Source organism: Hyphomonas sp. UBA4494, from assembly GCF_002388935.1.
In the GTDB taxonomy this organism is placed as follows: Bacteria; Pseudomonadota; Alphaproteobacteria; order Caulobacterales; family Hyphomonadaceae; genus Hyphomonas.
In genome coordinates this window covers 1-23714 of the sequence record NZ_DGNK01000005.1, presented here as the reverse complement: position 1 = coordinate 23714, position 23714 = coordinate 1, and the positions used below count along the sequence as shown (strand labels likewise).

Sequence of the window (23714 nt, the reverse complement as noted above, 5' to 3'; positions counted from 1 at the left end):
GTCAGGATTTTAGTTCGGCAATCCCGTCCAGCACCTGCTGATGCAGGTTCAGCCACTCCGACCGGGGGTATTCCCCATCGAAGAAACTGTATTCGTACTGCTCGCCGGAATGCCCCAGCCACCAAGTGAAGCATCTGCGTCCCCTTGGCTCGCTATCGTAGTAGCAACTGAAAGCCACAGGGTTGCCCATGAGGGTAAACATCGTTGGGCTATCCTGTAGAAATATGTCGGCCGCTCCCATACCGACTGATCCGTTGCGCGAAGAGATAAATCCGTTTCCGGCATCCTGCATCTCGAACTTGGTCCAATCACGCGTCAAAGACAGGTCTTTGGCCCCATCACTTTGGGGAAAAATTCTCAGCTGGATGGAAACGTCAAAGTGATCAGCCGTCAGCTGCCTGCGGGGTGGCGTGTGGATTTCAAGCTGGGAAGCGGTCAGCACCAGTCCGTCCGCATTAGGACATAGCCTTTCAGAGGGCTGTTCCACGTCGGGAGATATGGTGTTTGGCTTATCCGGTGAATAAACCCGCACGCCCAGAAGACGGGAAGATAAGTCAAATCTGGCTTCGGCGATTACGACGGTACTTGCACCCTCCGTTTCGCACATTTCCACTCCGGGCTCCTGCTCGGAACCGCATGCAGCGACCAATGCGATCAGAACTGGCAGGAGGCCAAGCCGCCTCATGGGCATGCCCTCCGCCTAGCCGCCGAACGTGCCGCCGCGCGGGAAGCCCTTCGGTACGGCTTTGCCAGCCTGTGAGCGTTTTCCGATCCATTCTTCCCACTCCGGGAAGGCGCGGTGGCGACCGCCCGTCATGACAATCAGTCCGTCACGCTTGTCGAAGGTCATCAGGTCACGCAGCTTGAACTTGCCGCTATAGGACTGCAGCTTGTTGCCCTTGCCGCGCGCCATCTCCGGCAACTCATCCAGAGGGAAAATCAACAGTTTCCGGTTCGATCCGACCACGGCCAGCATATCACCCTCAACCGGCACGCAGATGTTCAACTCGCCCTTGCCGGTGTTCACCGCCTGCTTGCCTGCCTTGCGGTTCGATTCCAGCTCTTTCTCTTCGACGACGAAACCATAGCCCTCGCTGGAAGCGACGACGCGTTTGCGGTCCGGCTCAAAGCGGAACATCGTGACAATGTCGACACTGTCTTCCAGATCAATGGACAGGCGGATCGGCTCGCCGTGTCCGCGTCCACCCGGCAGCTTGTCCGCCGGCAGCGTAAAGGCCCGTCCGTCGGATGCCATGAGGATAATCTTGTCCGTACTCATCACTTCTTCGGAAAGGTAGAGTTCGTCACCATCCTTGAACTTGGCTGATTCCGGATCGAGCCCGTGCCCCTTCATGCCGCGGATCCAGCCCTGTTGGGACAGCACAATTGTCAGCGGCTCCTTCGGCAGTGTGGCTTCCAGAGCGGCTGCGAGATCCACTTCTGCCATTTCGCCAAACGTCGCGCGGCGGCGACCGAGTTCAGAGTCAGGGTCGAAGGCCTCGCGGGCTTCTTTCAGCTCCTTGGAAACCTTGCTCCATTGGCGCCGTGTCGAGCCGATCAGCTTGATCAGGTCTTCGCGCTCTGCGCTGAGCCGGTCATGCTCGCCGCGAATTTCCATCTCTTCCAGTTTGCGCAATGCCCGCAAACGAAGATTGAGGATGGCTTCAGCCTGAATGTCCGTCAGACCGAAGGTCGACATCAACACAGCCTTGGGCTCGTCCTCATACCGGATTATGCGGATCACCTCATCAATGTTGAGATAGGCGATCAGATAGCCATCAAGCAGGTGCAGTCGCTTCTCGATCTTGTCGAGACGGAACTCGGCCCGGCGCACAACGACTTCGCGGCGATGATCGAGATAGGCCTGCAGCACATCCTTCAGGCCCATGACTTGGGGAGCGCCCTTGTGCAGCACGTTCATGTTCAGGCTGAAGCGAGTTTCAAGGTCACAGACCTTGTAGAGGCTCTCCATCAAGACTTCTGGCTCGACGGTTTTCGAGCGCGGGACCAAGACGAGCCGCACATCTTCGGCGCTCTCGTCGCGCACGTCGTCGAGCAGGGGCAGTTTCTTCGCTTCGATCAGCTCGCCCAGCTTTTCGAGCAGGCGCGACTTCTGAACCTGGTAGGGAATCTCGGTGACGATGATCTGATAAGTGCCACGACCAGTGTCTTCGACTTCCCAGCGCGCGCGCATACGGAAGCTGCCGCGACCGGTCTCATAGGCCTGAAGCATGGCTTCCTTGGTTTCGACGATGATGCCACCGGTCGGGAAGTCTGGTCCCTGGACGAAATCCATCAGTTCCGCCGTCGTCGCCTTGGGCTTTTCGATCAGCAGACGCGCCGCATCGATCAGCTCGGCAGCGTTGTGGGGCGGGATGGAGGTGGCCATGCCAACCGCGATGCCGGTCGCACCATTGGCGAGCAAGTTCGGGAATCCGGCTGGCAAGACAACCGGCTCTTCATCATTCTCGGCATAGTTGGCGCGAAAATCGACTGCGTTCTCGTTGAGGCCATCCAGCAACAGCTCGGCGGCAACCGTCATGCGCGCTTCGGTGTAACGATAGGCTGCGGCGCTATCGCCATCAATATTGCCGAAATTGCCCTGGCCATCGACCAGCGGATAGCGAACGGTGAAGTCCTGCGCGAGACGCACCAGCGTATCGTAGATCGAGCTGTCGCCATGCGGGTGGAAGTTACCCATCACGTCGCCAACGATCTTGGCGCATTTGCGATAGCCGCCCTCGGGGTCAAGCTTCAGAACGCGCATACCGTACAGGATACGGCGCTGGACGGGTTTCAGGCCGTCGCGCACATCAGGCAGCGCGCGGGACGTAATCGTCGACAGCGCGTAAGCGAGATAGCGCTTGGAAAGCGCCTCGCTCATCGGCTCGTTGATGATCCGGTCTTCCGGCGTTCCGTCAATCAAATCGGACATTCTGGCCTCTTTGCAGTTCGTGCCACATTCTGGTGCAGGCCCTTGATTAAAGTCAGCGACTCAAGGGCCGGAGCACGTTAACACAAACGTCGCTTTGGTTAAGGAAAGGAAAAGGGCGCAGCTGCTGATGAGTGCAATCCGGGCATGGATCCTGTTGATAAGCCTGCCGGCGCTGGTGTTGCTGACCTTCTTCTGGCTGGCGCCTCCGCGCCACAATCCCTTTGCGCCGGTCGATTTGACCGAAACGCCCGGCATCGGGACATGGCACAAGCTGACCCGCACCAAGCGAAACCGCGAAGTGTGTTTTGCCGCGCTGGACGATGCGGGCGTGCTGTACACACCGCTGGAAGACCAGAAGCTGGACGGCGGTTGCGGGCTGACAAATGCCCTGACGCTGGACCAGACGCTGACGCCATATTCGGCGACGTTGCGCATGACGTGTGGTCAGGCGGCCGCGCTGTATTCCTGGGAACGCCATATTGCTCGCCCGGCGGCAATCGAAATCCTTGGCTCGCCGATTGCGCGGATCGAGACCTATGGAAGCTTTTCCTGTCGCAACATCGCAGGCACACGACGAATGTCCCAGCACGGGCTGGGCAATGCGATTGATGTATCGGGTTTCCGCCTTGAGGATGGCCGTCTCATCAGCGTGAAAACGCATTGGGATGCAGGAGGGGCGGAGCAGAAATTCCTGCGGCGTCTTCACAAGGGTGCGTGCGATTTGTTCTCGGTGACGCTGGGGCCTGAATACAATGCCGCCCATGCCGATCATTTTCATCTCGACATGGGCGGGGGGAAAGTATGCCGGTGACTAGCGCCGCAATGGGCTAGTCAATGCATTTGAAGCCGTCTTCAGTGACTTCCTTCACGCGGCCTTCGCCGCCGCAGACGCGGAGCGCAGTTTCGGTATTTTCATACATGGCGTCGCGACCGTGTTCGTCGGCATCGACGTGAATGCAGCCCGCAAGAGTAAGCGTGGCAATGGCGGTTACGGCAAAAACAGTTTTCTTCATGGCATCAGCCTTTTCGTTTGCACGGAACGCCCCAGTCCTCACCGGCCACCTAACACATCAGAAAATGAACGGCTTCTGAATATGACAGCCCTTGCGCGCGTTATCTCGCCGCGCAACAGTCAGCGCCACAAGAGGGAAGGAAACAGAATGAAATTGTATAATTCCGTAGGCCCGAACCCGCACGTGGTGCGCATGTTCATGGCGGAACGCGGCATCGACCTGCCCAAGGAAGACATCGACCTGATGGCCGGAGAAAACCGGCAGGCGCCCTATACGACCAAGAACCCGGCTGGCCAGCTGCCCGCTCTTGAGCTTGATGATGGCAGCATCCTGACCGAGATCACTGCCATTTGCGAGTATCTGGACGAAACCCAGCCCGGCGACCGCCTGATGGGGGATACACCCGAAGCGCGCGCCCAGAACCGCCGCTGGACACGGTGGGTGGACCTCAAGATCGTTGAGCCGCTGACCACAGCTTTCCGCGCCGCCGAGGGCCTGCCCATGTTCCAGGACCGGATGCGCTGCCTGCCGGAAGCTGCTGATGGCCTGAAAGCCTGCGCACAGGATGGGCTCGTCTTCTTGGACGAACAGATGGCTGACGGCCGTGAGTTTGTGGCAGGCAAGGCATTCGGCCTGGCTGACATACTGCTGTTCTGTTTCCTGGCTTTTGGCAGTCAGGTGGGCCAGCCCCTCAACCCCGATCTGAAACACATCGGAAACTGGTATGCGCGGGTCAGCCAACGCCCAAGTGTGAGGGCCTAGGGCCGCTTCAGCATGCGGCCCACCAGTCGCAGGCGCTCTGCTGGAACGCCCCGATTGAGCCCCCCAAACAGGCGCTCTTCCAGAAAATAGCCGGTGAGCTTCAAGCCATCGGCTATATCGGACGGCGCAACATGGGCCGTGGATTCGACAAGAAAGAGTGGCAGGCGAAGGAGGCGGTCGACATATTCCTCGGCCTCAGACCCTCTCACGGCCCGGCCGGTCTTTGGAGATACATGGGTCAGGCCATCATTCGCGCCGGACAACGCGCATGCGTCCAGATCAAGCCCGAAACCCAGCGCGGAGAGCAGGCCCAGTTCCCAGCGCACATAGAGCGCCGGCCAGATTTCCTGCGCCTCAATCTGGTCTAGCAGAAGCTCGGTGGCCTCAAACAGTGCCGAACCGGCTGCATCGCCTTCGTCCAGTCCGCCGCGCAGGATCGCGGTAATAGCCGAAATGGCGGCGAGGGCAGCTGGATCGTCCAATACACGCGCCGCTCGCTCCCGACTGGCCTCGGCCACATCAAACCGGCCCAGAGCCTCTTCAAGGCGACCGGTCCAACTGAGGGAAACAGAATTTCCGGCTTCATATTGCGCGCGGCGCTTGCGCGAGGAACCGCCATAGACAAGACCGGACCGACGCCCGCGCGTGCGGGTGAGAACGTCGAGGATGAGGCCACCTTCTCCAAAGCGGCGTGCGCCCAGGATTATGCCGTCATCCGACCAGTTCAAACATCGAACTCCAGGCCAAGCCCCTGATAACTCTCTCGGCGTTCCTGCCAGCGTTCATCCACCTTCACGAACAGGAAGAGGTGCACTTTGCGACCGAGCATTTCAGAGAGTTCTTCGCGGGCCTTGCGACCAACATCCTTGATCGCTGCGCCGCCCTTGCCGAGCACCATAGATTTGTGATTGTCGCGGCCGACGACCACTACCTGTTGCACACGGACGGAGCCATCCTTTTTCTCTTCCCAGCTCTCTGTTTCGACCATCAGCTGGTAAGGCAGTTCCTGGTGCAGGCGCAGCATTAGCTTTTCCCGCGTCACTTCGGCGGCAAGCAGGCGCATCGGCAGGTCGGCGATCTGGTCCGGCGGGTAGAGCGCCGGGCTTTCGGGCATCCGTTTCGCGAGCGCCTTTTCCAGCGCTTCGACGCCTTCGCCATTTTCGGCGGAGATCATGAAGACCTCTTCATAGACGCCCGTCTCGTTCAGTTCCGCAATGATCGGCAGGACCTGATCATGGGGAAACAGATCAATCTTGTTCAGAGCGAGGAAAGCTTTGCGGCCAATCTGCTGAAGTTGCTCGATGACCCGGCGGTCATCTTCCAGAGATTTTTTCTGCGCACCATCTACCTTGCCTTCGCGCTCCGCGACCCAGGCCGAAGCGTCGATCAGGTGCACAATGGCGTCCGCATCGTCAGCGCCACTCCAGGCCGCCTTCACCATGGCGCGGTCGAGACGGCGCTTGGCCGCAAAGATACCCGGAGTGTCCACAAGCACGATCTGCGTGCCGTCCACCTGCGCGACGCCGCGCACCGGGAAGCGCGTCGTCTGCACCTTGTGCGTGACGATTGCCACCTTAGTGCCGACCAGACGATTGGTCAGCGTGGACTTGCCCGCATTCGGCGCGCCGATAATGGCGGCAAATCCAGCATGGGTGATGGGGGTGTCTGTCATGGGGTTCCGGTCAGGCTTTCTAGGAGAAGGGCGGCAGCATTACGCTCAGCATCGCGCTTTGACGACCCCGCGGCAACAGCCGCACCCCGGTCGGCCACTTTAACTTCAACCTCATAAGTGGGTTCATGGTCCGGTCCCGACCGGCTCAGCACGTCATAATCCGGCAGTGGCAGGCCCTGTCCCTGGGCCCATTCCTGCAGCAGCGTCTTGGGATCCTTGGTCTGGGCCGGAGCCGCCTCGAATTGCGGCGCCCAACCTTTCTCAATGAATTTCCGGGCGGTGGAGAGCCCGGCATCCTGGTAGATTGCGCCTATAATGGCTTCGCAGGCATCGCCAAGGGTCGATTCCCGTTCGCGCCCACCGGCAGCTATCTCGCCATCCGACATGATAACGAATTCCGAAACGCCAAGATGGCGCATGGCATCCGCGCAGGCCCCCTTGCGAACAAGACTGTTGAGACGCGGAGCCAGATCGCCCTCACTCTCCATCCGGCGTCGGACAATCAAGCGTTCGGCGATCACGAGGTTCAGGACCCGGTCACCCAGAAATTCGAGGCGCTGGTTGGACAGGCGGACTGACTCCGCAGAAGTTACAGCGCTTGGATGTGTCAGCGCACGGATTAGCGTCTCCGGGTTTTTGAATTTGTGGCCAAGAATGGACTCCAGTGTCCGGATATCCGCTTCGGCCAGTGAGGGCTGGCTCGCTTTTCCCTTCGACCGGAGGCGCGTGCGTTTGGGTCTTGCCGGTGTCATGCTGGCGTCACCGGAAGAGCTTCGATGATGACCTGGGCTTCAGCCCAGGGGTAATCATCCGTGATGGTCAGGTGAATAATCGCTTCGTGGCCGGCGGGCATCATCGTGGCGAGGCGCTCCGCCGCGCCGCCAGTCAGCGCAAGAGTTGGCTTGCCCGTTGGCAAATTCACAACGCCGAGATGCTTCCAATGAACGCCGCGACGCGGCACACCCGTACCGAGCGCCTTTGCACACGCCTCTTTGGCCGCAAATCGTTTGGCATACGTCTCAGCAGTCAGGCGACGGCGGCGCGCCAGCGCGATTTCGACATCGGTAAACACGCGTTTCTCAAACCGCTCACCAAATCGGGCAAGTGTCTTTTCCACACGCTCAATATTGCAGAGATCATTCCCGATACCGATGATCATGCGCGGGCCTCATCCATCAGTCGACGCATTTCCCGGATTGCGGCATCAAGACCGATAAAGATGGCCTCACCAACAAGAAAGTGACCAATGTTCAGTTCTGCGATCTCGTGGATTGCCGCCACGGGAGCAACGTTCTCAAATGTCAGGCCATGTCCGGCATGCGGTTCGACACCGCGCTTGCGCGCTTCTATCGCCGCGATCTTCAGCCGTTCGAGTTCTGGCGCCGCGGCCTCTGCACCGCCTTTGATCCATAGCTCAGCGTATTTGCCCGTATGGAGTTCGACCACAGGTGCTTGGAGCACTTCCGCAACCGCAATCTGAACAGGGTCGGGTTCGATGAAGAGTGACACCCGCGCGCCAGAATCATTGAGGCGGCGAACCACGGGCGCAATTTGGTTGTGCAGGCCCGCGACATCGAGCCCGCCTTCAGTCGTACGCTCTTCGCGCTTTTCAGGAACAATACAAGCTGCATGCGGACGGAACTTGCAGGCAATCTCCGTCATCTCGTCTGTCGCAGCCATTTCGAGATTGATCGGAAGGCTGGAAGCCGCACGTATGGCTTCGAGATCTCCATCGCGGATGTGGCGCCGATCCTCGCGCAAATGGATCGTGATGCCGTCTGCGCCTGCCTGAGCCGCAATCTGCGCCGCGCGCATCGGATCGGGATGATCCCCTCCGCGCGCATTGCGGATGGTTGCAACGTGATCAATGTTCACACCAAGGCGCAACGGGCTTGCCATCAGGCGAGGCCCCTGGAGCCAGGCTTGACGGCCTCCATCGCGGCAAGATCTGGTGGCAAATCATTGGCGTCATAGTCTGGGAAATCGACCGCCGCGAGCGAAATTAGCTTGCAGCCAACATCAGCGCGGCCGTTCGACCGGTCGATGATACAGGCACCACCCACGACCTCGCCGGGCAGCGCATCCAGCGCTTCGACGGTTTCACGAAAAGACAGCCCCGTCGTGACGATATCTTCCGCGATCAGCACACGTTCGCCTTCGGCAATGGAGAAGCCCCGGCGGAACTGAAGCTGGCCATCGACCCGCTCGGCAAAGATCGACCGTGCGCCAAGCTGGCGCGCCAATTCATAACCCGGAATGATGCCGCCGACAGCTGGCCCAGCCACAACATCAATCTTGCCGAATTCGGCAGTCAGCTTCGCCGCAAGGGCCTTGCACAATTTTTCGGAGAGCGTGGGCTGGGAAAAAACGAGGGCCTTCTGCAGGAAAACAGGACTGCGACGACCAGACGACAAAATGAAATGCCCCTCCAGCAAAGCCCCGGCCTCGCGGAATACATTCAGCACATCATCATTCGTCATCTTCGCCCTCCTGGTCGCGCACAGCTCTGTCGACCACAGCGATCGACCGGAGCGCGGCCAGTATCTGCGTCAGACGCTTGAGGTCTTCAACCTCAATTTCCATCAAGATTTCCGTGAAGTCCTCGTGGCGGTCTACCGTATGTATGGCTGTGATGTTGCCGCTGGCCTGTGCCACGGCAGCGCAGAGCTTGGCCAGTACGCCGCGCTCATTGGAGGCATTGATACGAATTCGGCCAATAGCCACCGCACCCGTGCGCGCCAGTTCGGTCCAGCGCAGGTCCACCCAGAGCTCGGGTTTATCGTCATATTCGGCGAGCTTTGGGCAACTCGCGACATGGACCACAATGCCCTTGCCCGGTTCATGAACCCCCATGATACGGTCCCCAGGCAACGGGCAGCAGCAATTTCCGAGATGAAGCGTCACGCCCGGTGACAGCTCAGTGCCGGATACCATGAGCGGCGTATGCTCACTGTCCATGCGGACCTTCGTGGGATCGTCCTCGCGTTCCGGCCGGTAACCCGGAAAGGCCGCCTGGATCACATCGTTTGACGAAATTCGACCGCGCCCCAGCGCTTCGGACATGTCTTCCATATCCTCAAAACCGGCGAGGCGGGCCGTATGGTTCATCTTTACATCAACCGGATCAATACCTGCCCGTCGCAGCGCCATATTGATCAGCCCCTGACCGAGGCGCCGGAACTCTGTTGTTTCCTTGTCGCGCACAAGCTTGCGCATCGCAGAGCGCGCGCGCCCGGTGATCGCCAGCGCTTCCCAGCCATGAATGGCGTGAGGCGCTTTGCCCCGGATGATCTCGACAACGTCTCCATTTTTCAGCGGGCGGCGTAACGGCTTCACCTCGCCATTGATCTTGGCGCCAACACATGTGTCACCCACCGCCGAGTGCACCGCATAGGCAAAGTCCAACGGCATGGCGCCGGCTGGCAGGATGATCAACTTGCCCTTCGGAGAGAAAGCAAAGACGTGCTCGCGATACATTTCGAGCTTGGCGTGCTCCATGAACTCGCTCGGATCGCCGCCATCCTGAAGCAATTCTGCGAAGGCTTCGAGATTGGCGGCAGGGTCAAGACCGGCAGCACGCGCCGAATCGATGTCAAAGCCGTAGGCGCGGTTCTTGTAGCCCCAATGCGCAGCCACGCCGAACTCGGCGGTGCGGTCCATCTCTTCAGTGCGTATCTGGAGTTCGACACGCCGGTTGCCGGAAGCGCGTACGGTTGTGTGCAGGCTGGCATAACCGTTCGGCTTGGGCACGGAGATATAGTCACGGAAACGGTCAGGGATGCAGGCCCAGAGTCTGTGGATTTCTCCCAGAACCCGGTAGCAATCCTCAACACTCTCCACGATCACGCGAAAAGCGAACAAGTCAGCGACATCCCGAAAGGAAATCGATTTCTTCTCAAGCTTGCGCCATAGCGAATAAGGTTGTTTCCGACGCCCCTTGATGCGGCAAGGAATTCCGGAAACCTCCATCAATTGCTCAAGGTCACCCCGGATACGCTCAAGATCATCGGCATTTTCGAGCGCAAGTTCGTCCTGACGATAGAGAATGGCACGACGCGCTTCTGGATTGAGCTCCTGGAAGGCCAGGTCCTCCATCTCTGCGGCAATCTGGTAAAGACCGACACGACGAGCGAGCGGGCCGTAAATGTCCATGGTTTCACGCGCGGTGCGTTCGCGGCTGGATGCTTTCTTCCGAAAGTGCAGCGTGCGCATATTGTGAAGCCGGTCGGCCAGCTTCACCAACAATACTCTGATGTCGCTGGTGGTTGCGAGAATGAACTTCTGGAAGTTCTCGGCCTGAGCCAATTCCTTGGAGCTGTATTCAAGCTTGTCGAGCTTCGTGACCCCATCGACCAGTTCGGCCACATCCGCACCAAAGCGTACTTCGACATCGCCAATATCGATCTCGGTGTCCTCGACCACATCGTGAAGGAGGCCCGCGACGATGGTGATCTCGTCGAGCTTGACGTCAGCCAGAAGGCTCGCGACTTCGACGGGATGCGAATAATATGCATCGCCCGAATCGCGCATCTGTTCGCCATGATGCGTCTTGGCAAAATCGTAAGCGGCACCGAGAAGTTCGGATTTCACCCGAGGGTGATAAGCGCGAACCTTATCGATCAGCTGCTGCCGGGTCAGGACATCTTTAGGTTTTTCCGCAGCCGGTCGCTCTGTGCCAGCCCTGTCGCCAGCCCCTTCATCCTTTGCGGATAGGGTGCTGCCGTCCATCTGGCCTCCTACAGCCGGTCGTCCCGTCCGGACTCCAGCTCGGCCTGATAGGCCCGCATGACGTCTTCTTCGGTTGCAGCAGGTGCAGATTCCAGAGCCAAACGGTCGGCTTCGCGCTCGTTCTCTTCGCCTGGACGAATGTCCTGCAGATTGGAGATCAGCGCTTCCTTGACCACTTTCAGATCAATCGACTCGTCAGCAATCTCGCGCAGCGACACAACTGGGTCCTTGTCATTATCGCGGTCCACAGTAATCGGCGAACCTTCGCGGATCATGCGGGCACGATGTGCAGCAAGCAGGACAAGCTCGAAACGGTTTGGAACCTTTTCGACGCAGTCTTCAACGGTAACGCGGGCCATGAGCAGATAATCTCCTTTGGACCGCCCCTTATATGCAGCGCAGCACGCCGACGCAACCCGGCGATTGCCGTAGAATGCAGGACATTTTCGCCCCCTTGGCATCGCTGAAAACGCCGCTACGGTGCCTTCTTACCTTAGCCGGAGGTCGAAACCCATGTTCCGTAATGTTGCCATCTCTTCTCTCGCGCTTGCGCTCGTTGCTTGCGGAAACGGAAATGACGCCGCTGAAACGCCGCAACCGGTCGCCTCCGACACGGGCGCAACGACCGAGGCCGAAGCATCGAATACGGTCGCCCCGGCCTCATCCGCGGCCACTCCTTCAGCAGAAACCAACTTGCCAAAGGCTGATGCAGAACTGATCGAAATCTACAAACAACTTCACGCCAATCCGGAACTTTCTTTCAAGGAAGCCAAATCGGCCGCTCTGATGGCCTCTGAACTTGAAAATCTCGGCTTCGACGTTTCCACCGGCATTGGTCAGGCCTGGGTGGTTGCCAAGGCAATGAAAGATGTAGGTGAGGTCAGGGATGGCGTCGGCGGACACGGCGTCGTTGGCGTATTGCGCAATGGGGATGGCCCGACCGTCATGATCCGCGCCGATATGGATGCCCTGCCCGTTCCTGACCAAACGGGTTTCCCGTTTGCCTCAGAGGTCCAGTCAACCACATGGACTGGCGTCGAGAGCCCGGTCATGCATGCCTGCGGCCACGATATCCACATGACCAGTTGGATCGGCACCGCCCGCGCACTGGCTGCCCACAAGGATCAGTGGAGCGGCACACTTGTAATGATCGCCCAGCCAGCCGAAGAAATCGGCCTTGGCGCCCAGGCCATGCTGGCCGATGGTCTATATAGCCGCTTCCCTCAGCCGGACTACAATTTGGCGCTGCACGTTTCCGCAGCCGCGCCCGCTGGCACGGTTGTCTATACGAAGGGCTATGCCATGGCGAATGTCGACAGTGTCGACATCACCGTGAAAGGCGTCGGCGGGCATGGCGCCTACCCGCAGACAACACGCGACCCGATCCTGATCGGATCTCACATCGTCGTAGCTCTGCAGAGCCTCGTCTCGCGTAATACGAACCCGCAGGACTCTGCCGTTGTTACAGTCGGCTCGTTCAAGGCCGGCGCAAAGCACAACATCATTTCCGACGAAGCAACGCTGCTCCTGACGGTGCGCTCCTATGACGACGCGACCCGTCAAATGTTGCTGAGCGGCATTGAGCGCATTGCCAAGGCGCAAGCCGAGGCCTTCGGCGCACCTGAGCCAGAGATCACGATCGAGCAGGACTATACACCATCGCTCTTCAACAACGCCGACCTGGCCGAAACAGCCATGGCGGCCATTGCGGACGCAATCGGTGAAGACAATGTCAAGGAAGTGGCCCCGGTCATGGGCGGCGAGGATTTCAGCCAGTTCGGACGGACGGATGAAAACATTCCAGGCCTCCTATTCTGGGTCGGCGCAGTGGAGCCTGCGCGCTATGAGGCCGCCAAAGACAGTTCCCTGCCCCTGCCCTCACTGCATTCGCCATTCTTCGCTCCGGATTACGATCCGACCATTGCCACAGGCGTCGAGGCTATGACTGCGGCCGCGGTGGAACTGTTCAAGGAGGGGTGAGCCTGCGCCCCTAGCCGGACACGCAGGTGCGGCCCAGCAGGTGCTCCTCGATTTCGCACAGCTAAACCTGAGTCCTCCTACGCCTCGTCCAACTTGGCATGCACTAGGCAAGGGAGCGCTGTCGCGAGCGGCGCGGGAAGATCGCCAGCTCCACGCCGTCCGGCAGGTCCGCCACAATTTTCGGCCCCCGCGCCTTCAAAGGCGCAAATACGATATGCAGCCTCGTCGCGAGTAGGACTATCAGCTGCCGGACAACCTGTTCCACCTGCTTCACCCGTCCATTCGCCTTCGCCCGCCGCTAGCGCGACATCTTTACCGGATGCAGCTACAAATCGTCGCCCGCGATTACTTCAATCAGCGCGCGGCACGCCTGCTGAAGGCTAAAGGAGAGGAAGTCTGTGTCCGCGCAAATGTGGAAGAGTATGAGGGCACAGATTCTAAGACGAATTCGCAAGGCACTTTCCCATGCGGCACAGGAAAGACGATATGGAGTGACCTAACATCGAGGGTAGAAGGCACGCCCACCTTATCTTTATATGTCTTCCAAAAGCTCCGAAATCTCAGAAATCCGGCGCGACAGGAGGAAGAATGCAACACAGAATGGGCGAAGGCCCTCTACTTGATGCGCGGGGGCGATTGGTCGAACGAGGATATGCGACCAGCGAGGTCAGGACTTATGATCGCTCTGCCATCAAAGCGGGCGCCCTACGCATAAAGGAGTGGGACTATTACTGCATCCTGACACCCCGGTTCGGGCTGGCTCTGACTGTCGCTGACAATGGCTATCTTGGGTTCCTAGGCACATCCTGGCTCAACCTGGAACACAAAACAGCCACCAATCATGGAGCTATCATCCCGTGGTCGATGGGCAAGATGAAGTTGCCAGCCAGCGCCGATAGTGGCGACATTTCCCAGCGCAAGAGCGATCTGGAATTGAGCTTTCGGCATGAGGCAGGAGGGCGGCGCCTGACGGTGAATGATCCGGCTTTCGCCAACGGAAAAGGACTGCACGGGGAATTATGGCTCGATCAGCCCGATATGGACCGGATGGTTATTGCGACACCGTTTCCAAATGCCCCGAAGGCTTTTTATTACAATCAGAAAATCAACTGCATGCCCGCGCGCGGGAAGATCACCCTAGGCGAGGAGACGTATCAGTTCTCCCCTGAGAGTGCCTTTGCTGTACTGGATTGGGGCCGCGGCGTCTGGACGTATAACAACACATGGTATTGGGGCTCTGCTTCCGGCCTGGTCAAGGGGCGACCGTTTGGGTTTAACATCGGCTATGGGTTCGGCGACACATCCGCCGCCAGCGAAAACATGCTGTTCGTGGATGGTAAAGCCCACAAGCTCGACCATGTCACATTCCATATGCCTGAAGGTGCGCCTGATTCCGCGCTATGGAAATTTACCAGCAATGACAATCGATTTGAGATGGATTTCGCTCCCATCATCAATCGTCACCAGACGACCGACCTTGGCATATTAAAAACTGCGCAGGACCAGGTCTTTGGCCTGTTCTCAGGACGTGTCATCCTTGACGATGGCAGCCAGATGACCGTGAAGGACTTGCCCGGATTTGCCGAAGAAGTGCGAAATCGTTGGTGAGCGGAGAGCAGGCAAGGTGGCGTTGAGAGCTGTCATAGGGCGGATCATGACGCGACCATCGCAATGGTTGTGGCGGCCATGGCAACCGCCGCGCTGGCACTGTTTGACGAAAGCTGACGCGGGGTTCACGCGTGTTTGAACTTGCCGGACGAGGCTGAAAGCGCTACTCCCCTTTTGCTCAGACTGCGCAAAAGCTTCAAGCTGCTGTCACAAGAGCCACCTGTCTGCGGACGTTTGAAGGCCAACCCCCTTGAAACGCGAGGCTTCAGGCCCATATTATACTCAGATCGAGCATAAGTCGGTCTGCTACGAAGGAGGACGACATGGCACGTCTTATTGATTCCGGCCCCGGCTGCCCCACGCCAACTCCGCTGCGCGGAGCTTCTGCCGCTGAAGCGCGCGGCCTCGTCTATGATGACGCGGTGAAAATGGAGACCGATGACCTGTACCCGCTGGTACAGGATTTCATCACTCCGATGGAATGGCCAGCCATTGCGCCCCTCGTGGCGGCAATCAATCGGCTCAAGAAAGAGAAGAACGCCGTTATCCTGGCACACAATTACATGACGCCGGACATCTTCCAGCTTGTCGGCGATTTCCGTGGTGACAGCCTCCAGCTGGCCCGTGAAGCTGCCAATGTGGATGCCGATATCATCGTGCAGGCCGGAGTGCACTTCATGGCCGAGACCTCGAAGATCCTCGCGCCTGAAAAGACCGTCCTTATTCCGGACACCCGCGCGGGCTGTTCGCTCGCCGCCTCGATCACGGGCGCCGATGTGCGCCTCATCAAGGAGAAATTCCCGAATTACCCGGTCGTGACCTACGTAAACTGTACCGCTGAGGTAAAGGCCGAGTGCCACATCACCTGCACCAGTTCGAATGCGGCGCAGGTCGTCGAAGCCATCGCTGCTGAATGGAATACTGACACGGTTATCCTCGTGCCGGACCAATACCTTGCCAAGAACGTGGCTGCCCAGACCGGCATCCGCGTCATGACCTGGCCGGGCGCGTGTGAAGTGCACGAGATGTTCAGCGCCGACGATGTCGAACAGTTGCGCGAAGCCCACCCAGGCGTCGTCATCCTGGCTCACCCGGAATGTCCGCCGGATGTACTGGAAGCCGCCGACTTTGCCGGCTCGACGTCCGCGCTGGCCAATTACGTTGCCGAGGAAAGCCCGAACAAGGTCGTCCTGCTGACGGAATGCTCGATGAGTGACAATGTGGCGTCAGCCAATCCGAACGTGAACTTCATCCGTCCATGCAATCTCTGCCCGCACATGAAGCGTATCACGCTGGAAAACATCTATGATTGCCTGGTCACGGGCGAGTACGAGGTGCTCATCCCTGAGGATGTCCGCGTGCGCGCCAAGGAAGCCCTCGACGCCATGATGGCCCTGCCGAAAATGGTCAAGCCGCTCGCGTTCAAGACCGGTTTGAAACCACTTGAGCTTGAAATGGTCGTCTAGCAGCCAGACAGGTTGTGCAATCGCGGGGGAGCGGCGTAATGTGTCTCTGGGCGCAAGGAGAGGTAGAATGGTCCGAGGCATATACGGTCTCGCGGCAATGGCGATGGCAGGCCTTTTGGTCTGCACTCCCGCTCATGCCGACAGCAAACGCGAGGGAGATTCATCGGATGTCCTTGGCACCTGGAGCTTCCAGACAAAACCCTATCGCAATGGGGAGTGCATGATGTCTGGCACCATGTATCTTTCTCCGCACCCGGATGAAGGCCAATATAGCTGTGAGCTCACAGCGGTTGAAGTCTGCTCAATGTGGGGCCGGTCGGTTGTACGCCAATCCTGCAAGGCTCGCCGCTTCGGAGACCAAATTTCGATTCGGTCCCAGATCGAGGAAATGCTGGAAGCCAAGGTCGAGGGCCTGATCTATGTACCAGACAATTTCACGCTCACCATCCAATCCGCTGATCGGATGTTTGGCGCGCTGGTGTCTGCCGTGACCGCACCGGCGGAATTCCGCCGCGCGAATGACGGCATCTCCTGATCCGTGAGTGCCTCCATTCCGCAAACCCTGACGGCCAATGGGCCAGTCGATGATGACGTTCTGATCGTAGGCGCCGGCCTTGCTGGCCTGTTCCTGGCGCTGCAACTGGCGCCGCGCCCCTGCACCGTCATCTCCCCGGCTCCGCTTGGCCAAGCCGCATCCTCCGCATGGGCGCAAGGCGGCCTGGCCGCTGCCATGCACCCCCTGGACAGCCCCGAACAACATGCCGCAGACACCGTTGCGGCCGGCGCGGGACTCGTCGACCCAATCATCGCCCGCCTCATTGCAGAGGAAGGCCCGGCCCGGGTTCGCGATCTTGTCGCGCTGGGCGTTCCGTTTGACCGCACGCCGGATGGCGCATTGGCCTTGTCGCTTGAAGCCGCTCATTCTCACCCGCGCGTGGCACGCGTTGCCGGAGACCTTGCGGGCAAGGCCATCATGGATGCGCTGGTCGCGGCCGTTGCCGCCGCGCCACATATCACCATCATCGAAGGCGTCCGCGCCACCGGCCTGATGCAGGATGCCAATCTTCAGGTGGCAGGCGTCATATTGCGGGACAATGCCGGAACGCTCTCCACACGGACCGCGCGGGAAACAGTGCTGTGCACCGGCGGTTCCGGCGGCCTGTTCCAGGTTACCACCAACCCACCCGAAGCGCGCGGCGACGCGGTTGCGATGGCTTGGGAAGCGGGTGCACTGATCGCAGATCTCGAATTCGTTCAGTTCCATCCCACGGCGATAGATATTGGCCGCGATCCGGCTCCCCTTGCGACCGAAGCCCTGCGCGGTGAAGGCGCCACGCTCCATAATCGCGACGGCACGGCCTTTATGGCAAGCTACCATGAATTGGCCGAACTCGCGCCGCGCGATGAAGTGGCGCGCGCCGTGCACACAGAGCGCTTGTCTGGCCGAGGCGCATTTCTCGATTGCCGCACGGCTGTGGGTGAACACTTCCCGGACCATTTCCCAACAGTATTTGGGACCTGCAAATCAGCCGGCATCGACCCACGCACCGACCTGATCCCGGTTGCTCCAGCGGCGCACTATCATATGGGCGGCATCGTCCCGGATTTCTGGGGGCGTAGCAGCCTTGATGGACTGTCCGTCTGCGGCGAATGCACATCGACCGGCGTACACGGCGCAAACCGCCTTGCATCCAACTCCCTGTTAGAGGCTGTCGTGTTTGCCCACCGCATTGCCGAGCGCCTGCGTGAAGCTGAACTCGGCACCCCGAACGCCTCTACAGGTCACGTTCCAAGCGCATTGCCCGTTCCAGCCCTGCAGGAATTGCGCGGCGCGATGTCCGAAAAATGCGGAGTTGTACGGGACGCCACCGGCATGACCAGCATGCTTGAACTGATCGAGCGCTTAAACACTATACATGGGCCGGCTCGCGCCCTGACCACTGCAAGACTAATCGTTCAGGCCGCGATCAACCGCAAGGAAAGCAGGGGCGGACATTTCCGGTCTGACTATCCAGACATGATCGAACCTGAACGCCAGTTCCTGTTGAGAGATTTTGAGGAGACCGTCCGCGCATGAAACTGCTTCCCCCGCCCCTGCCCGCGATCATCCTCGATCCCATCGTTCGGCTTGCCCTGTCAGAAGACCTTGGCCGCGCAGGTGATCTGACCACGGACGCAACCATTGCGCCGGAAACCCAACTCAGCGTCGTCATTGCAGCGCGCCAGCCCGGCGTGATCGCAGGTCTCGACGCTGCGGCCCACGCGCTTACCCTGATCGATCCAAGCGTGAAGCTGGATGTTCAGATGGATGATGGCACGGCAGTGAAACCCGGCGATGTTGTCGCGCGCCTTGACGGCAGCGCGCGCTCTATCCTGACGGCTGAGCGCACGATGCTGAATTTTATTGGGCGCCTGTCAGCGGTCGCCACGATGACGAGCAACTACGTCGCCAAGATTTCCCACACGCCTGCAACAATCGTCTGCACCCGGAAGACGACCCCTGGCCACCGGGCGCTGGAGAAGCGCGCCGTTCGGTGCGGCGGAGGCACGGCACATCGTTACGGCCTGGATGATGCCATCCTGATCAAGGACAATCACATCGCGGCTTGCGGTGGCTCCGTGGCGCTCGCACTGGAACGCGCCAAGGCCTATGCAGGCCACCTGCGCATGATCGAAATTGAAGTCGATACACTCGACCAATTCGAGGAAGCGCTGAAACATGGACCGCATGCCGTCCTGCTCGACAATATGGATACCGACACCTTGCGCCGCGCCGTCGAAATGAATCAGGGCCGTGTAACGCTCGAAGCATCTGGCGGAGTCAATCTGGGTACCGTGGCGGCAATTGCTGAGACCGGTGTGGACTTTGTTTCCGTGGGGGCGCTAACGCATTCTGCTCCCAATCTTGACGTGGGTATGGATGTGGCCTGACACTGCTGCAAAGGGCGATCAGTCCCTGATATCAGCAGGAGGAAATGCCCATGACGCGAGCAAGCGGGCGAAAGAGTATCTTCATTACGGGCGCAGCATCCGGCATCGGAGCAGAGACCGCGCGCTATTTTGCAAAACGCGGCTGGTTCTGCGGCCTTTATGACGTGAACACTGCTGGCCTCGATGCCGTCGAAGCCGAGATCGGATCCGAGAACTGCCTGAAAGCCAGACTTGATGTTCGCAGCCGCGAGGACTGGGCCGCTGCCACCAAGGAATTCAGCGAAGCCACTGAAGGCGCAATGAACGTGCTCTTCAACAATGCAGGCATTGGACGTCATGGCTGGTTCGAAGACATCACAGGCGAGGATAACGACGCGATCATCGACATCAATGTGAAAGGTGTAGTGAATGGCGTACAGGCTTCGCTCCCCCTTCTGAAGGCGACATCAGGCGCACGCATTGTGAACACGGCCTCTACCGCGGGAGTTGTCGGCTCACCACAACTGGCTGTTTATTCTGCAACCAAGTTCGCTGTGCGTGGTCTGACCGAAGCGCTCGACGCCGAATTTCGCGATCTCGACATTCGCGTCACCAGTCTGATGCCGTGGTTCATTGAAACGCCGATCCTCGAAATGGGGGATCGCGACGGCTCGAACCACAAGATGTCTGACCAGCTCAAGGAAAACGGCATGAATGTGTATCCGGTTTCCATGGCTGCGGAACGCGCCTGGGACGCCGCTCATGGCAAAGATACACATTTCATGGTTGGCAAAGATGCTGAGCGGGCACGTTTCATGGCGCGCTGGTTGCCAGGCGCTATCCAGAAGCGCGTGAAGGCGGGTGTGCCCCCACGCGACTGATGTTTCCTAGTTCATGGCGCCGGCGGCTGAAGCGGAGCTTCTTACCGCCGCCTGCGTCACCTGGGCTGCCGTATAGTCGGAGACCTCGGACGATTTACGCATCGTGTTGAACTTCGGGGCACCATTCGTGATCGTGCGCGTAGACGTGGTCACAGAGGCCGGCGACAAAGTTGGTGCCGGGGCAGTCATGGCCACTTTCTCAACCTTGGCGTCGTCGGTGGTCTTGATCACAGACGTCGCCGCAGCATTCACATCAGCCTCAGCTGCAGCCGTGATGACGCGCTCGCGCTTGCGATTGTAGTTCTGGCGCACTTGGGCCCATTCGGCGCCGCGCGGGAACCGATAGAAGATGTGCAAACCAATCTTGTCGGTCTTAATGAGGCCAGCGCTCCAGATCGGGTCAACATAAGTGGCGTGATAATGCGTCGCGCCGCCTGTGCGTTCCTCGTTGAGGTTCATCAGCACGTGTGCTGCGACCTTCTGGGCAGTATCCCAATTACGACCGCGTGGCTCGCGGGTCATGGCACCGTCACAGGTGAAGGTGAACTGGCAACCGGTTGTGCGAGTCGCACCCTGGAATACGACGTCACAGACGCTGTCAGGATAGCGATGGTCGCGAACCCGATTCGCGATGACTTCGGCAACGGCCATCTTGCCGCCCAGCGATTCTGTTCCGGCCTCATAATAGATAGCCTGGGACAGACACTGTGCCTCGTCGTTAATCTTTTCGGCGCGCTTGATGTGCTCCGGACGGAACGAAACCAGCGATGAAAGTGCAGCACCATCGCGGTCGCGCATCGCATAACGGCTCATTGAAGCGCCGGTATCGCGCTTGAGAGTGTACTCGACGGTACGGATCCAAGGCGTATCCAGCAGGCTTGGCGTCATCGGATCAGCGCGCACGGTGACGCCGCCGTCTTCAATAGAAGCCAGGCGTACCGCTTCCGCATGGAAATCAGCTTCGGCGCGCTTCTCCATCTGGAGTTCGCCAATCAGGGGAAGAGTTACAGTCGCAGCCACAGCGCAGACCGCAACGGTCGCCCCGCGAATGACAATATCTCTCTGCTCTTCGTTCGTCATAGCCATCCACCAACGCTTGAGCTGCTCTTGGAGCCCACGCATTGGCGATAGAGTCGCCCTTCGTGGTTGAAGAACCCTTAACATCACCGCTCCCCAATCCCCCGGCAGACGGTATATTCCGTCCTACGAACCCCGGGTGTTGTTGGTTTGACTAAAAATTATGAGACCGTTTCTGGCCCCGCTTCGAGTTGGATATCCATCTCTCCCGGTACCTAGCAAGAAGCTGGCCAGATACGTGAGTGACTTTTCTGTCAGGATAGATACGCCCCCGATTTTTGATTTAAACCGTTACATCAGGAAAAACCGGCCAAGCCTCTGTAATACAGTGGAATATTTCTGCAAATTTCGTGAAATATTTCGCACTGCACAAAAATGGGTGTTGCCCGGAAGCAACACCCAAATCCTGCCGGTTTCTAGCGGACAGTCGTCTTTACTTGGCTTTCAACGCCGCATGTGCCGCAGCGAGACGCGCGATTGGCACACGATACGGAGAGCACGACACGTAATCGAGTCCCGCCAACTGACAAAAGTTAATCGAAGCCGGGTCGCCGCCATGCTCACCGCAGATTCCGAGCTTGATTCCAGGACGTGATTTACGACCCCGCTCAGTAGCGATTTTGACCAATTCTCCTACGCCGACCTGGTCGAGCGTCACGAATGGGTCTTTTTCGTATATGCCCTTGTCCTCATAAATCTTGAGGAAACGGCCTGCATCATCGCGCGAAATGCCGAGTGTCGTCTGGGTCAGGTCATTCGTGCCGAAGGAGAAGAACGCGGCGGATTGTGCAATTTCAGCAGCCTGAAGCGCCGCGCGTGGCAGCTCGATCATCGTGCCGACCATATAGTCCAGCGTGACACCCGTCTCGGAAAACACCGATTGGGCAACCTCGTCCACAACCGCTTTCAGGATTGCGAGTTCCTTGTGCGTGGCGACCAGTGGGATCATCACTTCCGGAATTGGCTTGCGACCCGTCTCCTTTGAAACATTAACGGCGGCTTCGAAAATCGCGCGCGCCTGCATCTCATAGATTTCGGGATAGGTGATGCCGAGACGGCAGCCGCGATGGCCCAGCATGGGATTGCTCTCATGCAGTTCTGCAGCCCGGCGGCGCAACTCATCCGCGCTAACGCCAGAAGCCTTGGCCACTTCGTCCATGTCCGCATCTGTGTGCGGCAGGAATTCGTGGAGCGGTGGGTCGAGCAATCGGATCGTGGCTGGCCGATCTTCCAAAATGCGGAAGATTTCCTCGAAATCGCTCCGTTGCATCGGCAGGAGTTTGTCGAGCGCAGCGCGACGGCCACTTTCGCCATCCGCAAGGATCATCGCCCGCACTTCGGGGATACGCTCTTCTTCAAAGAACATGTGCTCAGTGCGGCAGAGGCCAACCCCTTCGGCGCCAAATTCAACCGCCGTACGCGTATCCAGAGGCGTTTCAGCATTGGCGCGCACTTTCAGCGTGCGCACCTTGTCAGCCCAGCCCATCAGCAAACCGAAATCACCCGACAGATCAGGTTGGCGCATTTCGACGGCGCCCATCATCACCTGACCAGTCGCCCCGTCCACAGTGATCACGTCGCCTTTCTTGATTTCACGGCCCATCACGCGGAACACGCCCGCCTTGGTATCGATCTGCAGGCCACCGGCGCCGCAGACACACGGCCGGCCCATGCCACGGGCCACAACGGCGGCGTGGCTGGTCATGCCGCCGCGTGCCGTAACAATGGCGCGGGAAGCATGCATCCCCTTGATGTCTTCCGGGCTGGTCTCGATGCGCACGAGGATCACGTCCTCGCCCTTTTCAGCCATGGCCCACGCATCTTCTGACTCAAACACGACCTTCCCAACGGCCGCGCCGGGACTGGCGGGAAGGCCCATCACGATTACGTCGCGCTTGGCATCTTCAGAAATGGTTGGGTGAAGCAACTGGTCCAGCTGAGACGGTTCAAGGCGCAGGATGGCCTCCTCTTCCGTCACCAGGCCTTCGCGTGCCATGTCGACAGCGATCTTGAGCGCTGCGGCAGCGGTACGTTTACCGTTACGGGTCTGCAGCATGTAGAGGCGGCCATCTTCGACCGTGAACTCAAGGTCCTGCATATCCTTGTAGTGTTGCTCCAGCGTGTTCGCGACGTCGCGCAGCTGGGTATAGACTTCCGGCATCGACTCTTCGAGCGGCGCATCGGTCGAGCCCAGCGTATCTGCGCGCTCGCGGGAGATCGGCGCGGGCGTACGGATGCCCGCCACCACGTCTTCGCCCTGAGCATTAATCAGGTATTCGCCATAGAAGACCGGGTCGCCATTCGATGGGTCGCGTGTGAACGCAACGCCTGTGGCAGACGTCTCGCCGAGATTACCGAACACCATGGCCTGCACATTGACCGCCGTGCCCCATTCTTCAGGAATATCGTTCAGCTTGCGATAGGTAATCGCGCGGTCATTCATCCACGAACCGAACACGGCCGTGATGGCACCCCAGAGCTGTTCCTTCGGATCATCCGGGAAAGGGCGACCAAGATTGTACTGAACCGCGTCCTTGTAGAGCGAGATGATCTGCTTCCAGTCATCGGCCGTCATCTCGGTATCGAGATCATAGCCCTGACGGTCTTTGTAATCGTCCAGAATGTGCTCAAACTCGTCATGGCTGATGTTCAACACGACATTGGAATACATCTGGATGAAGC

The 23714-nt window shown here is 59.1% G+C and carries 22 protein-coding genes; 9 read left to right on the top strand and 13 right to left on the bottom strand.

The features are described 5' to 3' along the window. Window position 1: 1 nt before the first annotated feature. Window positions 2–607 (bottom strand): hypothetical protein, encoded by a 606-nt coding sequence (locus B2P82_RS02550; RefSeq protein WP_290494938.1) that lies wholly within the window; start codon window positions 605–607, stop codon window positions 2–4. A 93-nt stretch (window positions 608–700) separates the two neighbouring features. Then, window positions 701–2935 (bottom strand): DNA topoisomerase IV subunit A, encoded by a 2235-nt coding sequence (gene parC, locus B2P82_RS02545; RefSeq protein ID WP_290494936.1) that lies wholly within the window; start codon window positions 2933–2935, stop codon window positions 701–703. A gap of 127 nt (window positions 2936–3062) precedes the next feature. On the opposite strand from parC, the gene B2P82_RS02540 reads away from it, so the two are divergent. Further along, window positions 3063–3746, top strand: coding sequence for an extensin-like domain-containing protein (locus B2P82_RS02540; RefSeq protein ID WP_290494934.1), 684 nt, complete (start codon window positions 3063–3065; stop codon window positions 3744–3746). A gap of 16 nt (window positions 3747–3762) precedes the next feature. Here B2P82_RS02540 and B2P82_RS02535 read toward each other — a convergent pair whose 3' ends face one another. Further along, complete coding sequence (locus tag B2P82_RS02535) at window positions 3763–3948, bottom strand: hypothetical protein (protein ID WP_290494932.1); 186 nt, start codon at window positions 3946–3948, stop codon at window positions 3763–3765. 147 nt (window positions 3949–4095) lie between these two features. Between B2P82_RS02535 and B2P82_RS02530 the strand changes: the two genes are divergently transcribed. Further along, on the top strand, window positions 4096–4710 hold the full coding sequence (locus tag B2P82_RS02530; RefSeq protein ID WP_290494930.1) for a glutathione S-transferase family protein: 615 nt from the start codon (window positions 4096–4098) through the stop codon (window positions 4708–4710). On the opposite strand, the gene recO is transcribed toward B2P82_RS02530, so the two are convergent. From recO to rpoZ, 8 genes are read right to left on the bottom strand one after another with little or no spacing between them, the layout of a single operon-like run. Then, the gene (gene recO, locus B2P82_RS02525; protein WP_206992633.1) at window positions 4707–5438 is read right to left on the bottom strand and encodes a DNA repair protein RecO; all 732 of its coding nucleotides are present in this window, start codon (window positions 5436–5438) and stop codon (window positions 4707–4709) included. The two genes, B2P82_RS02530 and recO, sit on opposite strands and share 4 nt — an antisense overlap. Then, on the bottom strand, window positions 5435–6382 hold the full coding sequence (era, locus tag B2P82_RS02520; RefSeq protein ID WP_290479000.1) for a GTPase Era: 948 nt from the start codon (window positions 6380–6382) through the stop codon (window positions 5435–5437). Before era ends, recO begins: the two co-directional genes overlap by 4 nt. After that, the gene (gene rnc, locus B2P82_RS02515; protein WP_290494928.1) at window positions 6379–7134 is read right to left on the bottom strand and encodes a ribonuclease III; all 756 of its coding nucleotides are present in this window, start codon (window positions 7132–7134) and stop codon (window positions 6379–6381) included. Before rnc ends, era begins: the two co-directional genes overlap by 4 nt. Continuing rightward, window positions 7131–7541 (bottom strand): holo-ACP synthase, encoded by a 411-nt coding sequence (acpS, locus tag B2P82_RS02510; protein WP_206992630.1) that lies wholly within the window; start codon window positions 7539–7541, stop codon window positions 7131–7133. Before acpS ends, rnc begins: the two co-directional genes overlap by 4 nt. After that, window positions 7538–8281, bottom strand: a complete 744-nt coding sequence (locus B2P82_RS02505; protein WP_290494926.1) for a pyridoxine 5'-phosphate synthase — start codon at window positions 8279–8281, stop codon at window positions 7538–7540. The genes acpS and B2P82_RS02505 overlap by 4 nt, the downstream gene beginning before the upstream one ends. Then, window positions 8281–8862: an orotate phosphoribosyltransferase gene (gene pyrE, locus B2P82_RS02500; RefSeq protein ID WP_290485226.1), complete on the bottom strand. Its 582-nt coding sequence runs from the start codon at window positions 8860–8862 to the stop codon at window positions 8281–8283. The genes B2P82_RS02505 and pyrE overlap by 1 nt, the downstream gene beginning before the upstream one ends. Continuing rightward, window positions 8852–11110 (bottom strand): RelA/SpoT family protein, encoded by a 2259-nt coding sequence (locus tag B2P82_RS02495; RefSeq protein ID WP_290494924.1) that lies wholly within the window; start codon window positions 11108–11110, stop codon window positions 8852–8854. Before B2P82_RS02495 ends, pyrE begins: the two co-directional genes overlap by 11 nt. 8 nt (window positions 11111–11118) lie before the next feature. Continuing rightward, the gene (rpoZ, locus tag B2P82_RS02490) at window positions 11119–11469 is read right to left on the bottom strand and encodes a DNA-directed RNA polymerase subunit omega (RefSeq protein WP_034814002.1); all 351 of its coding nucleotides are present in this window, start codon (window positions 11467–11469) and stop codon (window positions 11119–11121) included. Between the two features lie 154 nt (window positions 11470–11623). Between rpoZ and B2P82_RS02485 the strand changes: the two genes are divergently transcribed. From B2P82_RS02485 to B2P82_RS02455, 7 genes are all read left to right on the top strand, one after another. Further along, a complete protein-coding gene (locus tag B2P82_RS02485; RefSeq protein ID WP_290494922.1) occupies window positions 11624–13090 on the top strand; it encodes a M20 metallopeptidase family protein in 1467 nt (488 codons plus the stop codon). 588 nt (window positions 13091–13678) lie between these two features. Beyond that, window positions 13679–14698, top strand: coding sequence for a DUF2804 domain-containing protein (locus B2P82_RS02480; RefSeq protein WP_290494920.1), 1020 nt, complete (start codon window positions 13679–13681; stop codon window positions 14696–14698). A 323-nt stretch (window positions 14699–15021) separates the two neighbouring features. Next, window positions 15022–16164, top strand: a complete 1143-nt coding sequence (gene nadA, locus B2P82_RS02475) for a quinolinate synthase NadA (RefSeq protein ID WP_290485228.1) — start codon at window positions 15022–15024, stop codon at window positions 16162–16164. Window positions 16165–16231: 67 nt separating this feature from the next. After that, window positions 16232–16699, top strand: coding sequence for a hypothetical protein (locus tag B2P82_RS02470; RefSeq protein WP_290494918.1), 468 nt, complete (start codon window positions 16232–16234; stop codon window positions 16697–16699). Window positions 16700–16702: 3 nt separating this feature from the next. Then, window positions 16703–18241: an L-aspartate oxidase gene (locus B2P82_RS02465; protein ID WP_290494916.1), complete on the top strand. Its 1539-nt coding sequence runs from the start codon at window positions 16703–16705 to the stop codon at window positions 18239–18241. Next, window positions 18238–19095 (top strand): carboxylating nicotinate-nucleotide diphosphorylase, encoded by an 858-nt coding sequence (nadC, locus tag B2P82_RS02460; RefSeq protein WP_290494914.1) that lies wholly within the window; start codon window positions 18238–18240, stop codon window positions 19093–19095. The genes B2P82_RS02465 and nadC overlap by 4 nt, the downstream gene beginning before the upstream one ends. A gap of 50 nt (window positions 19096–19145) precedes the next feature. Continuing rightward, window positions 19146–19955 (top strand): SDR family oxidoreductase, encoded by an 810-nt coding sequence (locus tag B2P82_RS02455; RefSeq protein WP_290494912.1) that lies wholly within the window; start codon window positions 19146–19148, stop codon window positions 19953–19955. 6 nt (window positions 19956–19961) lie between these two features. Here the strand turns inward: B2P82_RS02455 and B2P82_RS02450 are convergent, their stop codons facing one another. Then, on the bottom strand, window positions 19962–21041 hold the full coding sequence (locus tag B2P82_RS02450) for a cell wall hydrolase (RefSeq protein WP_290494910.1): 1080 nt from the start codon (window positions 21039–21041) through the stop codon (window positions 19962–19964). A gap of 424 nt (window positions 21042–21465) precedes the next feature. After that, window positions 21466–23714 (bottom strand): pyruvate, phosphate dikinase (gene ppdK / locus B2P82_RS02445; RefSeq protein WP_290494908.1); only part of this gene is annotated, 2249 nt, incomplete at its 5' end.

Bases quoted from the DNA above. Each gene is read 5' to 3' on its own strand.
- nadA (WP_290485228.1), top strand. From the start codon at position 15,022: ATGGCACGTCTTATTGATTCCGGCCCCGGCTGCCCCACGCCAACTCCG.
- B2P82_RS02470 (WP_290494918.1), top strand. From the start codon at position 16,232: ATGGTCCGAGGCATATACGGTCTCGCGGCAATGGCGATGGCAGGCCTT.
- pyrE (WP_290485226.1), bottom strand. From the start codon at position 8,862: ATGACGAATGATGATGTGCTGAATGTATTCCGCGAGGCCGGGGCTTTG.
- B2P82_RS02480 (WP_290494920.1), top strand. From the start codon at position 13,679: ATGCAACACAGAATGGGCGAAGGCCCTCTACTTGATGCGCGGGGGCGA.
- B2P82_RS02495 (WP_290494924.1), bottom strand. From the start codon at position 11,110: ATGGACGGCAGCACCCTATCCGCAAAGGATGAAGGGGCTGGCGACAGG.
- acpS (WP_206992630.1), bottom strand. From the start codon at position 7,541: ATGATCATCGGTATCGGGAATGATCTCTGCAATATTGAGCGTGTGGAA.
- B2P82_RS02485 (WP_290494922.1), top strand. From the start codon at position 11,624: ATGTTCCGTAATGTTGCCATCTCTTCTCTCGCGCTTGCGCTCGTTGCT.
- rnc (WP_290494928.1), bottom strand. From the start codon at position 7,134: ATGACACCGGCAAGACCCAAACGCACGCGCCTCCGGTCGAAGGGAAAA.
- era (WP_290479000.1), bottom strand. From the start codon at position 6,382: ATGACAGACACCCCCATCACCCATGCTGGATTTGCCGCCATTATCGGC.
- B2P82_RS02535 (WP_290494932.1), bottom strand. From the start codon at position 3,948: ATGAAGAAAACTGTTTTTGCCGTAACCGCCATTGCCACGCTTACTCTT.
- B2P82_RS02530 (WP_290494930.1), top strand. From the start codon at position 4,096: ATGAAATTGTATAATTCCGTAGGCCCGAACCCGCACGTGGTGCGCATG.
- B2P82_RS02455 (WP_290494912.1), top strand. From the start codon at position 19,146: ATGACGCGAGCAAGCGGGCGAAAGAGTATCTTCATTACGGGCGCAGCA.
- parC (WP_290494936.1), bottom strand. From the start codon at position 2,935: ATGTCCGATTTGATTGACGGAACGCCGGAAGACCGGATCATCAACGAG.
- B2P82_RS02540 (WP_290494934.1), top strand. From the start codon at position 3,063: ATGAGTGCAATCCGGGCATGGATCCTGTTGATAAGCCTGCCGGCGCTG.
- B2P82_RS02505 (WP_290494926.1), bottom strand. From the start codon at position 8,281: ATGGCAAGCCCGTTGCGCCTTGGTGTGAACATTGATCACGTTGCAACC.
- rpoZ (WP_034814002.1), bottom strand. From the start codon at position 11,469: ATGGCCCGCGTTACCGTTGAAGACTGCGTCGAAAAGGTTCCAAACCGT.
- nadC (WP_290494914.1), top strand. From the start codon at position 18,238: ATGAAACTGCTTCCCCCGCCCCTGCCCGCGATCATCCTCGATCCCATC.
- B2P82_RS02550 (WP_290494938.1), bottom strand. From the start codon at position 607: ATGTGCGAAACGGAGGGTGCAAGTACCGTCGTAATCGCCGAAGCCAGA.
- B2P82_RS02450 (WP_290494910.1), bottom strand. From the start codon at position 21,041: ATGGCTATGACGAACGAAGAGCAGAGAGATATTGTCATTCGCGGGGCG.